Raw genomic sequence first — 14,188 nt, forward strand, 5'->3', positions numbered from 1 at the left:
ACTATCTGATACCACAAACACAAGATTATAATCAGTCTAAAATCGGAAAGCTGTTTAAAAGTAAAATACGTTAACTAAAGCTGATATACCTATTTTTTACACCTATAATCACAGTATTACATCACATGGAAAACGATTAATTATATTATTGTGTGGAGGAGATAAAAGCACACAGCCAAAAGATACACAACAAGTAAAGAAAATAGTTAAAGAAATTGAGAGGTATTTATGAACAAAGGGATCGAAATCAACAACTATGAAATTGCGGAACACCTGAAAACAGAAGAAGATATCCAACTGTATTTATAGGAGGTGATGAAAGAGGGTAATCCAGCCCTGATATTATCTGCATTTGGAGATATTGCCAAAACCAAAAATATGAGCCAGCTTGTAAAAGAAGTGGGCATAATCAGGGATGAATTATATAAAGCCTTATCAGGAAAAGGAAATCCAACTTTTACAACTATTTTGAAAATAGTAAAAGCGCTTGAATTAAGATTTAAGTTACAATCTGCTGGCGTTAATATTTAGATTTAATCTTTAGCATATTTTCCACCGTTAAATCTTCAATGATAATCATGGCGTGGTTTTCTCTGATTGTCATGACGACTTTACACAAGTCGTCGCAGCAAATATTAACAACGCGGGTATACAGAAAACTGCGCCTTATAACCTTCCTCTGAAAGAGAAGGGTTTAAGGCGCACCTGATAATAGAAAGCAATAAACTTTTCCCCAGTAGCCAGGGCAAAATCGAAAAAACACAGCGTTATTACGACTGATTAATCCGCAGTAACCAGTTCCAGTATTTGCTGCCTGACATGCTCGAAAATGAGTTCGCCTATTTCCGCACTCGAACCGGATGTTTTCGAAAGAACGCCTCTCGTTGAAAATTCTTTTTTAATCGGTACTTGATAGATCCCGGCACGTGGAGGTTTATCGTGATCAGGTCGCTCCGCTCTCACTAAATCCGGGCGCAAATGCAACATTAAACTCGTTTCTGTTAACCCTGCATGCTCAGCATGCCAACCGGGAAAATCAACTAAATGTTCACGAGTCCAATCATCAGATACCAAACTCCACCAGCTAAATACGATAACGGAACGATCGTTAAAATGCCCTTCCGCTCGTAATGCGTCTACTGCTTCGAAAATAAAACCTTCATTCTCAAAATGACCATTAATGATCACCAGTTGTTTAAAGGGTAATGAACACAAGCTCTTAATGGTTCGGCTGATATAAGCGGTAAATGTTGATCCATCCAAGTAAACCGTGCCAGGAAATTCAAGCCCCCCGCCACTCTGTGGCAATGATCTGGCAGACACCGGCTGTACCGGCAAGGTGAAGCCATCAATATCCTCCGCCAGCACGCGGGCAAAGGCTTCTGGGATCACGGAATCCACATTCAACGGCAGATGAGGCCCATGCTGTTCAATCCCGCCAATCGGCCATATCAACGTTTTACCTTCAACCGCGGTTAAAACCTGCTCACTGGTCAGTTCCGCAAATGTTCTAATTTTATTATTATTCATGATGTTATCCCTTTTTCTCATACTTTTTCTGACGTCATGGCCTGCGTATATTCATGAACAATGCGCTGCAATGTTTTATACATATGCCGATGAAGCGCGGTATAAACCTGCACCGTATTCGCCCCCGCCAGTAGGTATTCATGAACATCATTACCATCCTGTACGCCTCCCGACCCAAGTATTGGAATCGTCACCCCTCGCTTACGCAGGTTATAAATAGCGGCAAGCACCATCGGCTTGATCCCCGGTCCAGAGTATCCGCAAACTCCATTAAGCAGCGCTTCGCCATTCGCTGTGTCGAATGCAATTCCCGAAATGGTATCGCTCAAGGTTATCGCATCAGCTCCCCCTTCTACCGCAGCTTGAACTCGCCCATACAAATTATCGCCAAGCGAGAGTTTGACCGCAAAAGGGGTATCCGTTCGCTCCTTCACCGCTTTGGTGTAGTTGAATACACGTTCTGGCGTATCTTCCGTGAAGTCGTCCGCATGCAAACATGAAATGCCCAACTCCAAAGGAGCATCGGTCACTTCCGAGATACGAACAGCCAATGAAGCTAACGCCTCTGGTGATTCAGCATGGATAGAAACTATTACCGGAAGTTGCTCTTCCTTAAATTCACGCAGAAGGGTTAACCAATATTCAACTGTCTTCTTCGAATATGTCGTATTGTTCAACATCCCTGTACTGAATAAGTAGGTCTTTTCTGTATGCAATTTTTCTGAGCGCGGGTAAATCGTTTTTGTCACGACTGCCCCTGCGCCGTGAGCAATGAACTGGCGAATATTTTTAGCTTGATCAGAAAGCAGACCCGACCCAACAATAATTGGATTTTTTATCTTCATTCCTAAAACATTATAAATTGGTTCAATAACTTGATTTTCCATCTTCACTCCACAAATTACCCATTCAAGCAAACTTGCTATTAACCCGCCTCAATTAGAGAGGCGGTATATCCTCAAAAGGCGCTCAATAGCTACTCAACTGCAAAACTCCTGAAAATCTCGCCAATTTGCCGTGGATTATGACGAAAATCATGAATGTCCAATTTCGACAAATTGCAAATATGCTCCAATCCTTTTAATAAATGACTACCGCCACGCACAATTGGTAGTTTAGTGATCAATAAGACGGGCCGTTTCAGGGCGGAAGCCCAACCAAGTTCAATATGCGTACCGTCAGTACGTAATAATTCATCATCCTGATGAACCGGAAGAATGGGCATGAAAAAATCACACTGCTGCATCCATTGGAAATCCCGTTTCGATACCATCTCCGGCGTATAATTGGGAGTATCAATGCCAAATTTCTCAGTTAAATGTGCCGAAAATACCTTGCCATTCAGTGTCTCTACCGTCTTAACCGCCAGTTGGATGGTCATTCTCAACTCTTCATGAAAACCACCATCGTAAATTGCGGATTGAATCGGCCCACCAATGAAAACGCTTTTGTTTGCCAACGGCATAACGCTCTCCTTAATTTTCTTTACCCAACAGACTATGAGCCGTCGTTTCAAAGCACCGAAATCAGCACAGCCAGAGGATAGGATGCTTAATCATTCAATAAGTTATCACTCACAATAGGTCAGTTTGATCTAGCTATATCGAGGAAGCAGGTTGTTTTCCTCAAGTTCATCCAAGCTATCCACAAATGCCAAATAAACTTTTTCCAGATGAGTGTCATCATGTGCATCGGAGATAAACCAGCAACGCCATTCCCAGATATAAACTCCTCTCATTAACAGGTTGTAGTAAAGCAAATCCATGTTGTCGCGATGAATTAATCTAAAAAATGAGGAAAACGATCTTACTTCGATGGGAACCCGACGACTTAAGAACAGTTGGTTCAAACGTGAAACAAACCATTCAGTACGCCGAGTCAATGCTTTGGTAAAAGATTCCCCTCTCCTCTTGATCTCCAACAAAGTGGCTTTCGCGGCGGCCATGCAAAGCGGATGTTGAAAATAGGTCCCACCAAAGAATGTCGGTTCCGCTGCGGGGAAGCTATCATCGTTGAAGTTCCAGTTTCCGCCGTCAATCGAATCAAGCATATTCTTCCTGCCGGTAATGACGCCCAATGGCATTCCACCGCCTATCGTTTTGCCATAGGTGACAATATCCGCCTCAATGCCGAATAATCCTTGGATACCCGCTGGATGGGTTCTGAAACCCGTCACAATTTCGTCAAATATCAGCAGAATATCTAACTCTCTGGTCACTAGACGCAAACGCCGTAAGTAATCTGGATTGCTCAATCCTGGGTCACGAGTTGGCACCGGTTCTACCAGCACCGCGGCGATATCAGTGCTATTCGTTTTGAGAAACTCAATGGCTTCATTGGAACCAAACTCAAACACCGAAACATCCGCAACCATATTTTCAGGTATGCCCACTGAAACGGGTTTTGTCGTATTAACTTCATCATATTCACTGGCTCTCGCCAGTACCGCATCCCAATGCCCGTGGTAACTGCTAGAAAAAAGGACAATATGATTGCGACGAGTAAGCGCCCGAGCCGCCCGCACCGCATTCATTACCGCTTCCGTTCCACTGTTGACAAAAGCAACGCGATCCATGCCAGTAATCTCTTTGATCAGTTCAGCCACTTCTAAGCCTATCTCATGCCGAGTTCCCAAACCAAAACCGTTGTCTATTTGCTGAGTAAGCGCTTTAACTACAAAGGGTGGGCTATGACCAAACAGATGCGCGCCAAACCCCATCGTCATATCAATGTAATCATTACCATCGATATCCTGGACAATAGGTCCGGCAAACTTAGTGCAAACAATCGGGTAAAGTAGCTCTTTTATGGAGGGTTTAAAGCCAATCCCAGAACGGCTATCAGCAATATTTTTACGCACCGCTACCGAATGCGTTTTGGATTTTATCGTTCGCTGGTTATATTTAGATATGAATGAAGACAGATATTTTTTTCTCTCCTCAGATTCAATCGGTAGCGCACTTCTCGACATCCATTGAAAAAAGCGTTCTTTGTTAGCCGGTGGTATATCTGACGTATCGGGTTGATCACGTCTTTTTTCTTGATCAGCCAAGATAGGTTGCGGTCGAATTACCGCATGGTTATCTTCCGCAACCCTGTTTTTATCCGCCATAATATTGCTTTTATCCACCAGCAAAATATATTCACTAAGTTGACGAACTGTTTGTAATTCTGCGAAAAATTGCCGTACTGAAAGTTTTATGCCAAATCGTTTATGGATGGGTTCCAATGCTTCGAATAATAGAAGTGATTCCGCCCCCAATTCAACTAACGGTATTTCCAGTTTTATCTCTTCTTTCGGTAAACCAAATGTTTCTGCAAAAATAGAGATTATTTCTCTCTGAATAATTTCAATATTACTCATATCAACCTCACTTTCCTCAAAATGAAGACGATCTCTACCGGTTTTACAGCTCAGATTGCCGTTCTTTCAAATGGATAAGTTGGAAGCGGGAGCCGTTTACGATATTCGCTCTGGTAAAAAATATCCCAATTGATACTTCCCCCTGCCTGCCAAACAGAGGCAGGCGAAATATACATCTCTTGCAGTTCACTCAATTGAGGGGTTGCCACCAGAGATTTATCTAGCAAACCCGATATCAGCTCATGGATATCACGTGCGACAATCGCCTTGCGTATGGGTAAATGTCGCCGGCCACGCTGTAAGGTAAATGCCACATCAGCAATATTCACGACTGGATGCTGTTCAAGGTATTTCACTAAATCCAAAATTTTTTGCGCTAACGCTGTCTCGGTACGGGCACTCAGCGGGATCAGATGTGCTGCCGCCGAGGAAGGTGTGTCAGGCTTTGCCGCCGGTGGTTCGGCAACGACAACATGAACATTGGTGCCGCCGATCCCAAACGAGCTAACACCGGCAATTCTCGCCGCCTTATCGTTATCCCAATCTCTGGATTCAGTAGGCACATAAAATGGGGATTCAGGGTCCCGCAGTTCAGCACAAGGAGATTCACAATTCATTGATGGCGGAATAATGCCTAAGTTGACAGCATAGATGGCTTTTATCAGCCCGGCGATACCTGATGCACAATCCGCATGACCAAGATTGGATTTAATCGAGCCTAAAGCACAGGATCTGGCGGATACATCAGCAAATACTCGTCCTAGCGCCCGTAATTCAATTCCGTCACCAACGGGGGTGCCAGTCCCATGCGCTTCAATCAAACCAATCTGATCAGCCCGAACATCAGCCGCGGCAAGCGCACGACGGATCACCTGCTCCTGACCAGAAACACCCGGAGCGCTATAACCCGCTTTGACAGCCCCATCGTTGTTGATGGCCGACCCTTTAATAACCGCTAAAATCGGCTCGCCATTAAGCAGAGCATCCTCCAGACGGCGTAATACCACGAATGCGGTGGCATCAGAGAAAATCGTACCGTCAGCTTTCTCATCGAACGCGCAAACGCGTCCTGTTGGGGATAATATTCCCCCCGCATGGTAAACATAGCCAACATGAGCGGGATACCTGACGCAAACACCCCCTGCCAGCGCCATGTCACTTTCACCTAGCAACAAGCTGTTGCAAGCCATATGCACCGCAACCAGCGAACCTGAACAAAAAGTGCCAACACTGACAGCAGGCCCTAAGCAATTGAGCTTATACGCCACACGCGTTGCCAAAGCATCGACAGAACTGCCGCCAAATAGCAGCATGGCGTCAGTAGGAGAAGGGTTCAGCGTCGATATATCGGCCTGCCAGGTACTCCGGCGAGAACCGACAAACACTGAACAGATCCCTGCGTCGGCCCCGCTGGAATAACCGCTAAGTTCAAGCGCCTCATGACAAACCTCCAGACAAATCCGTTGCTGAGGGTCCATTTTAGAAACTTCTCTCGGCATCATTTGAAAATAGCTGTAATCAAATGCCTCTGGCGCTTGAAGGTACGCGCCACGCGGAACGTAATGCAATCCAGCTTCATCAATATTAATGCCCCGATCATGAAGTTCTTGATTGGTATAACTCGAAATCAGTTCTCGTTTCCCTAAGATCGCATCCCAAAGATCTTGACTCGAATCCGCATTAGGAAAACGTCCAGCTATGCTGGTAATCGCAATATCTGTTGAATAATGCATTTGTGTTTTTGATTCCATGCTAATTCCCTTTCCCGAACATGTTGGTCTTGCTGATCTGCGCTAGAGCATGATTTGCGCTAGAGCGCCCTGCCTTGATTGCGCTTTTTTCTATTTGCCTCGTTTTTCTATTTGCCTCGTTTTTTCTCGACTTGCATCGAAAGAGACGCCACAGTGCTCGATTCGAAAAGATCAACCATAGATACCGCAACATTAAAGTGAGCATTAACCTGTCTCACCAATTCAGCCCCGACCAGTGAATCTCCTCCTAAATCGAAAAAGTTCGATTCATGATCAACAGGGCAGCGCAATACACCATGCCAAATGGCTGCCATCTCATCGATAATGGATTTATTTGATGCCGAGGGAGGAGCCGTTACAGGTTGCACCGTATCCGCTGGCAGTAAATTTTCCACCACATCATGCAACCGCTCATTCAAAGGTACGGTGGAGACGGTAAAACGCGGCTCTGCATGGCAAACTGAGAAAATAATATCCAATGCATTAACAACATCGGCATGACGTAACGGGCGAGCACGATTTACGCTGTATTTGAAACTATTTGATTCATCCCAACCTTCCCATCCATCCCAATCAATGGAGAAATAGGGTTTATCCACATGGTGAGTTGAAGCAAATGCAGCACAAGCTTCGTTTGCCGCGGCATAAGGCGCAAGCCCCAAACCACCAGCGAACACTGACAGAGATGAGATAAAACAACCAAACCGCAGCGGGCGATCAGCAAATATTTCATGCAAAACAGCCGCCCCTTTTAACTTTGGCCGCATCAATTTTTCCCAAGCATGATGGTCAGAATTTTGCAGCCACTGGATCGCTGCCTGACCAGAAAGCCCAGCGGCATGGACAAAGCAATTAGCTGCCCCCAGTCTGGATTCCACTCGGGCAAGTTCCGCCAGCACACAAGCTTTGTCTGTCACATCAGCGGTAATCACAGCAAAGTCCGCCCCCATATTGCGCAATTGCGCTATCCGTTGGCTCTGCAATGTATCAGACTGGGTGAGGTCTCTGGATGTCTGACCGAGCAGGATAAGTTTCGCGTTAAACTTGGTGATTAGATATTGTGCAATGCCAAACCCAACCGTTCCTAGTCCTCCGGTCACTAAACAGATCATGTCAGATGAAAGATTTTCGCTAACGGTTTGGCTCACAACGTCAAAATAGCGTTCCCAACGCCAATCCTGACGCATAGCAACCACATTGTGATCATGAGCAGTGAAAAGTTCAGCCACGATATGTTGAGCATCATTAAGAGAGCTAAGTTCTTTGGCTGGTATGTCGATAACTTTCATTGCCATGCCAGGCAATTCCTGTCTAATCGCCGAAATGGATGCTAACGCCGTAGCCCGGTCAATAATCCGTGGTTCACTGCCCATCACGTCAACAAAACCGGGGCCGATCAATGTTAACGACATGGTTTTATTTCCCATTTGGGAAAATGCTTTTACCCAATTAAATAGCGTAAAGGGGAATCGATCTTTCTCTACCGGCACGTCATCCGTTGACGGGATATCACCCAAAATGAAGAGGATATGATCTGGCGTATGCGCTTGTTGCTCCTGCAACCTTAGCATCAAATGCTGAATATTGATGGGATCGTCAACGTTGACGCTAAACGCTGTCTTATGGAAGGCTGTTTCGTCGCAAGAAGTGGCACGATCTTCATGCACTTCAAACACATTTTGCCCCAGTTCACGCAGTACATCCGCAATCGGGCTAATTTCTTTACCGCTGTTATCGTAGAAAATCAGCCAGTTATGCTTAGCCGCCGATGATGATACCGGCGACAGGCGCAGTGTTCGTTTCCAGCGTTCAACATAAACGCCGACTGACTGGTCGGAAGTTTCAGAACTTGCTATAGATTGACCATCAGGCTCTGGTTTGTACTCGGTTAATGTTGAATCTGTGTACCAGCAGCGCCGACGTTGCAAAGGTTGAACCGGTAATGGAATACGTTGAACAACCTCCCCGCCTCGCAATATCGACCAATCTATCACCACACCACGTTGCCAAAGCTTGCCGACCAGTTTGACTAAAGCCAGATCGTGCTCTGCATGGGCAACATCCAAACGAATAATATTTTCAGGCTTTGCCACGATTTTAGAGAAACTATCAGGCAAATGGTCTAACGCCAATATCACCTCATTTGCTGATATCACTTCACTCTCTTGCCTCAAGCTCGGAGAGGCTCCATTAATTAAGATGGCCTGCACATTATTGCCATCAATCATGCCGTGATGTTTAGACCAAAAACTTCCGGGTAAAGCTATACCACACTCAGCGAAATTACCGCGCTCAGCAAAATGCGGTGTCGCATTGCCTGACAACTTATCAACGATTTCAGGCAGAGTCAGCATGCCTAACGAGCAAGCAACCGCAAAGTCGTAACGACTATCGGATATGATGAATATTGGCGTCGAAATTACCTTCCGCCAACAATTGATCGCCGCGATCATCGCCACAAGATTGGCAATCTTTCCCTTTTCGCCATCATTCGCTGTCATTTCAGCGATATCGATTTTACCGATGTCACAGGAAACATCTGTCGGCAATTCAGCCAGCAACCTATCCACTTCTTGCCAATAGCCAGGTATCTGCGTTGATAAAGTGGATCGAATAGCCGGGCCAAGCGCAACCACCAAACGTTGTGGTTCAGAGATTTGTGCTGTAACGGTGAAATCGGCATTTTTAATACCATCAATCAACATTTTTACATCTTTAGCATACAAACAGGCTCGATATGGCTGAGCTGCTCGGCCTTCCGCATAAGTAAAAGCCACTTCATCAATATGTGTATCGGGTTCAACCTCCAGCATTTTTGCCAAATCGGCGCTCAATGTGTTCAAAGCATCGGCATTACGTCCCCCTAACGGAATAGCTCGCCAGCCAACGCTATTTTTATCTGTCCTTCGTACCGGCGCTTGCTCCAAAATCATGTGAACATTGCTGCCACCGGCGCCAAAAGAGCTCACTCCTGCCCGTCGTGCTCCTTTCACCGGCCAGTTGATGGGAATCGTGTTGATAATGAAGGGACTTTGCTCAAGATTCATAGCAGAGCTAGCCCTGTTGAAAGTCGGATGTGGGGCAATGATGCCGGTCTTGAGCGCCATTATCGTCTTAGCTAATCCGGCAACCCCCGCCGCCGCCGCTAAATGGCCTATGTTAGCCTTGATCGATCCTAATGCACAAAATCTCTCACGCTCCGTATTCTGGCGGAAAGCCTGACAAAGCGCGGCATATTCCACCGAATCCCCAAGCGGCGTTGCGGTACCATGCGCCTCAATCATCCCTAATTCATCCGGCCCAACACCCGCCAGCGCCTGAGCATCCAAAATCAGTTTTCGTTGCCCATCCACCCCCGGCGCCGCAAAGCCCGCCCGCGCTGAACCATCATTATTTGCCGCTGAACCGAGGATCACCGCATGGATGGTATCCCCATTGCTAATAGCTTCATCCAATGGCCGTAGCGCCACCAACCCCGCGCCATCACCAAAGAAAGTCCCTGATGCTTTCTCATCGAACGGTCTACAATAGCCATCTTCTGAGAAGATCATATCGTTTTGGTAAAAATAACCCGGTCGAGGATAGGTACACACAGAGACACCACCGGCGAAAGCAATCTCGCACTCACCAAGCAAGAGGCTTTGTATCGCCATATGCACCGCTGTCAGTGATGCCGAACAGCCAGTCGAGACAGCTACGCTCGGGCCGTCAAAACCAAGTTTGTATGAAATCCGGGCTGGTAGATAATCCTTATCATTAGTCAGCATGAGCTCGGTTCCCATTATTGAGACCAGATCACACTCAGATTTAATGACATTAGGCAAATAGGTATTCATCGAACTGCCGGTAAAAACCCCGATACGCGGGCGTCGGAAAGGATTACCATAACCCGTCGTTTCGGCCAGTTCCCATGCGCATTCAAGCAGCATCCGATGTTGAGGATCGAGCAATTCAGCCTCTCGCTGGCTGATTGAAAAAAAATCCGGGTCGAACAGATCAATATCCGGTAAGCATGAATCGACAGGAACATAATTTTTTGCCGTGAATATATGCCGTGCTACCCCACGACGAATCAGCTCTTCCTGACTATATCTTTTGGCAAGTATTCGGCCTGCCACAAGGTTCTCCCATAGCGCATCTAAGCTATTCGCCACAGATAACCGACAAGTTACGCCAATGATAGCAATCGCATTATCAGACATCTGGTTCTCCTTTCAACGAATGAGTTTGTTTCTCCTTCAATGCCTTTCTTGCATTCAACGTTTTCTGACGTCGCGTTTGGGTTGTTTTATCCGCAACTTCTACCGGTGTTATCGATTGCAGAGGGCTTAAAAGATAATTAGCTAACTTTCGAATAGTTGGAAAACGGAATAAATCTGCAAGCGCCAAAGCGCCACATCCCGGTAATTGCACGAGCTGTGCATGGATTTGCGTCAGTGCCAATGAAGTACCGCCAATATTAAAAAATGCGTCATCCAGCCCGACTGTTGCTCTTCCCAACACTTCACACCAAATTCTCGAAATTTCAGCGAAAATCGAATCAGCAGGTAACACCGGCGCCGGTCTCAACGAACTGATATCTGTCAATTGTCCCGCTTTAATCAAACCACTTAATGCTCTTCTGTCGATCTTGTTGTGAGCATTACGCGGCAATTCATCAGCCAACATAATCCTGCCAGGCAACATGTAGATGGGGAGATAAACTTTGAGATGATCACGAATAGCGGATTCTTCGGGAAGGTTATCCTTACTGACAGGGACGAATATTGCGACTAAACGATCAAGCCCTTCGTGAGATTCAATAATAACGGCAGCGTCCGCAATGGCATGATGGCGATTGAGGCAATCCTCAATTTCAGCAATTTCAATTCGATAACCCGAAACTTTTACCTGGTCATCCACGCGACCGCAAAAATGGATTCGTTCCCCATCCCAATAGGCTAAATCACCGGTTTTATAGATACGTCCATGATGAATATAGGGATCGGCAATGAAGCGCTGTTCTGTTAACTGTTCAAGGCCAACATAACCACGGGCAACGCCACGACCGCCAATGTAAATTTCGCCAACCTCACCTATCGGGGGTGTTTGCCCCGCAGGATTTAAAAGATAGACCGTTGCAAAGTTTAACGGTTTGCCTATGGGGATCACATTGTAGTCAGTCAGCTCTGCCGTTACTTTCTCGACAGTGGTGTAAATTGTCGCCTCCGCCGGACCATACATATTCCACAATGTCCATCGCCCATCCAAATAAGGCCGAATCGTGGCACTGAGCAGCGCTTCCCCACAAATTACCCAATGTTTTATCGCATAAGCCCTTGGCCGAGCCTGAAACTCAGATAACAGGCTTTTCAAACTGGATGGCGTCTGGGTGATAATCGTTACCTGCTCTGCCGCGATAAGATCCAGCAATTTGTCAGGTTGGTTGCGTATATCATCGGGCACAATGACTAAAACCCCGCCCGAACACAGAGCGCCCCAAATCTCCCACACAGATAAGTCAAAACTGGCTGCATGGAACCACGTCCACACTTCGCCTGGCGCGGGGGCCAAATATTCGTCCATTGCGTTAAAACAGGAAACAACACTGTTGTGTTCAACATCAATGCCTTTGGGAACCCCAGTGGACCCCGAAGTGAAGACGCTGTATGCGATCGAAGAAGGCGTACAATAATCAAACGTGGCATGATCAAATGTCGAATGATCAACAGGCCCTGCCGCCAAGGAGGATTCCGTCGCCGTAATGGTCATCAACTTAGCTGCACACCCGTTATCTGGGTCAACATCAGCATTAACAACGATAAGCTTCATCGCTGATTGTTCGACAATCTGCGCCAGACGGTTCTGTGGCAATCTGGGATCTAACGGTATGTATCCCGCGCCCGCACGCATAATAGCAAGCATCGCCACCACCGCTTCCAGTGACGGCAACAATGCAATTCCGACGCGATCGCCGGGCACAACCCCATTTTGTATCAGCTGAACCGCGACCTCCAGCGACCAACGCTGCAAATCCGAATAAGTTAATGTATCGGCGCCATAACGAATCGCTACCGACGCCGCTTGTTGCGTCACCCGTTGATCAAAAAGCGAAACGAGGGTTTGATTTGACACTTCCGGGAGAGCATTAGAATTAATCGGACCAGATGGCAGATTGTAATCCTCTGATTTTGGCGCCAGCAAAGTGTTCATCTCTTCATCAGGATCTGCTATCAACATCTCAAGCACTTGCTCGAAGCGCTCTGCAAATATCCGAAGACCTAAATGTGAGAAAAAATGTTTATCCGCTTTAAACTCACATCTTAAGTGGGAACCGGCATCTAAAAACAACAGTTCAATATCAAGCAAGCCTTCCTGCTGACAAACCCTGAATGGGGAAATAGCCTGTCCCGCCCATGATGCCTGAACAGAATCGTCAGCCATCTCCAGCATCATCCAACGCGATTGCCCCACCTGCCCTAACATATTCACCGCAACCTGAAACAGTGGGTTACGATCATCATATCGTTCCACAGCCAAGTGTTCGACTATTTGGCTGAGACAAAAATTTCGATTATCAAGGGCGGATAACAATCGCTCCTTCGCCGTCAATAGGAAGTGACGAAATGTCTGCTCGACGGATAAACGTATGGGCAATGTATTAAACAGACAGCCGACAATGTGCTGATGAACCGAGTGGCGCATCGACACCGGTACCCCCATAACAATATCGGCAGCTTTTGTCTCTCTGGCAATGTAAGCACTCCATGCGGCCAACATGACGGTAAAGACTGATCCACCTATTTTTGATGCAAGCCGCTTGATTCTTTGAGTTGTCTCTTCACCAATGCTAAACAGAATGGATGACTTGTCATTAGGGCCTTTACGCCAAAAACTATCCCACTGCAACACGGCTGGCGGCTGCTTTAAACATTCACTCCAATAAGCTTTCGATTCCTCCGCCGCTTCACTTTGGTAATACTCTCGTTCTTTGACGGCATAGTCCTTGAAATCCTCAGCAGGCGGCAACCAGGAATCCTCATCTTCACCAAGTTCAGCCAGATAATAGTGTTCAAGCTGATCCCACATCAGCCCCATAGAAGTAAAATCCGACACAATATGGTGAACACACATATGTAAAACGTATTCTTCCGCACTGACGACGTAGATACCAAAACGCAAACACGACGCTTTTTCTAATTGAAAAGGGATGGAATGAAAGTTCTGAACTGCATCCTCAAGCGCCTCCTGGCTCAAGTTCGTTGCGTCGAAAACCTCCAATGTTGGCGGCAAGTGTTCGTTAATGACCAACCTTGGATTGCCATTTACATTAACGAAAGTGCTTCTCAGGGTGGCATTCTTGGAAACAAGCCGGTTGACCGCATAGCGAAAAGCATCGATTTGAAACGATCCGTGAATACGAAATGCCATGGAAATATTATATTTGGAATCGCCAGGGGTATAATTGTCAATGAACCATAAAGCTTTTTGCTGCATGGACAGCAATTCTTCATCACCAGTCTGTGGGTAATCTTTATACATAACGTGTCAAGCTCCATAAATA

8 protein-coding genes are annotated in these 14,188 nt (G+C 46.3%); 1 reads left to right on the forward strand and 7 read right to left on the reverse strand.

The genetic code is table 11. From position 1 onward, the window contains the following. Nucleotides 1-315: 315 nt before the first annotated feature. A complete protein-coding gene (locus EAE90_RS11240) occupies nucleotides 316-531 on the forward strand; it encodes an addiction module antidote protein (protein WP_214053577.1) in 216 nt (71 codons plus the stop codon). Nucleotides 532-780: 249 nt separating this feature from the next. Here EAE90_RS11240 and EAE90_RS11245 read toward each other — a convergent pair whose 3' ends face one another. From EAE90_RS11245 to EAE90_RS11275, 7 genes are all read right to left on the reverse strand, one after another. Beyond that, the gene (locus EAE90_RS11245; RefSeq protein WP_214053578.1) at nucleotides 781-1,530 is read right to left on the reverse strand and encodes a creatininase family protein; all 750 of its coding nucleotides are present in this window, start codon (nucleotides 1,528-1,530) and stop codon (nucleotides 781-783) included. Between the two features lie 17 nt (nucleotides 1,531-1,547). Continuing rightward, complete coding sequence (locus EAE90_RS11250) at nucleotides 1,548-2,417, reverse strand: beta/alpha barrel domain-containing protein (protein ID WP_214053579.1); 870 nt, start codon at nucleotides 2,415-2,417, stop codon at nucleotides 1,548-1,550. A gap of 89 nt (nucleotides 2,418-2,506) precedes the next feature. Beyond that, on the reverse strand, nucleotides 2,507-2,995 hold the full coding sequence (locus EAE90_RS11255; RefSeq protein ID WP_214053580.1) for a hypothetical protein: 489 nt from the start codon (nucleotides 2,993-2,995) through the stop codon (nucleotides 2,507-2,509). Nucleotides 2,996-3,124: 129 nt separating this feature from the next. After that, nucleotides 3,125-4,894: an aminotransferase class III-fold pyridoxal phosphate-dependent enzyme gene (locus EAE90_RS11260; RefSeq protein ID WP_214053581.1), complete on the reverse strand. Its 1,770-nt coding sequence runs from the start codon at nucleotides 4,892-4,894 to the stop codon at nucleotides 3,125-3,127. Nucleotides 4,895-4,944: 50 nt separating this feature from the next. Continuing rightward, on the reverse strand, nucleotides 4,945-6,645 hold the full coding sequence (locus EAE90_RS11265; RefSeq protein ID WP_246550626.1) for a beta-ketoacyl synthase N-terminal-like domain-containing protein: 1,701 nt from the start codon (nucleotides 6,643-6,645) through the stop codon (nucleotides 4,945-4,947). Nucleotides 6,646-6,752: 107 nt separating this feature from the next. Beyond that, nucleotides 6,753-10,847 (reverse strand): SDR family NAD(P)-dependent oxidoreductase, encoded by a 4,095-nt coding sequence (locus tag EAE90_RS11270; RefSeq protein WP_214053582.1) that lies wholly within the window; start codon nucleotides 10,845-10,847, stop codon nucleotides 6,753-6,755. After that, complete coding sequence (locus tag EAE90_RS11275) at nucleotides 10,840-14,166, reverse strand: non-ribosomal peptide synthetase (protein ID WP_214053583.1); 3,327 nt, start codon at nucleotides 14,164-14,166, stop codon at nucleotides 10,840-10,842. The genes EAE90_RS11270 and EAE90_RS11275 overlap by 8 nt, the downstream gene beginning before the upstream one ends. Between the last annotated feature and the right edge of the window lie 22 nt (nucleotides 14,167-14,188).

This window comes from Photorhabdus caribbeanensis (assembly GCF_018448885.1).
GTDB lineage: Bacteria > Pseudomonadota > Gammaproteobacteria > Enterobacterales > Enterobacteriaceae > Photorhabdus > Photorhabdus caribbeanensis.

What these genes read in the sequence shown, in the direction of transcription:
- EAE90_RS11240 (WP_214053577.1), top strand. Translation starts at nt 316, where the DNA reads ATGAAAGAGGGTAATCCAGCCCTGATATTATCTGCATTTGGAGATATT.
- EAE90_RS11255 (WP_214053580.1), bottom strand. Translation starts at nt 2,995, where the DNA reads ATGCCGTTGGCAAACAAAAGCGTTTTCATTGGTGGGCCGATTCAATCC.
- EAE90_RS11265 (WP_246550626.1), bottom strand. Translation starts at nt 6,645, where the DNA reads ATGGAATCAAAAACACAAATGCATTATTCAACAGATATTGCGATTACC.
- EAE90_RS11275 (WP_214053583.1), bottom strand. Translation starts at nt 14,166, where the DNA reads ATGTATAAAGATTACCCACAGACTGGTGATGAAGAATTGCTGTCCATG.
- EAE90_RS11245 (WP_214053578.1), bottom strand. Translation starts at nt 1,530, where the DNA reads ATGAATAATAATAAAATTAGAACATTTGCGGAACTGACCAGTGAGCAG.
- EAE90_RS11270 (WP_214053582.1), bottom strand. Translation starts at nt 10,847, where the DNA reads ATGTCTGATAATGCGATTGCTATCATTGGCGTAACTTGTCGGTTATCT.
- EAE90_RS11260 (WP_214053581.1), bottom strand. Translation starts at nt 4,894, where the DNA reads ATGAGTAATATTGAAATTATTCAGAGAGAAATAATCTCTATTTTTGCA.
- EAE90_RS11250 (WP_214053579.1), bottom strand. Translation starts at nt 2,417, where the DNA reads ATGGAAAATCAAGTTATTGAACCAATTTATAATGTTTTAGGAATGAAG.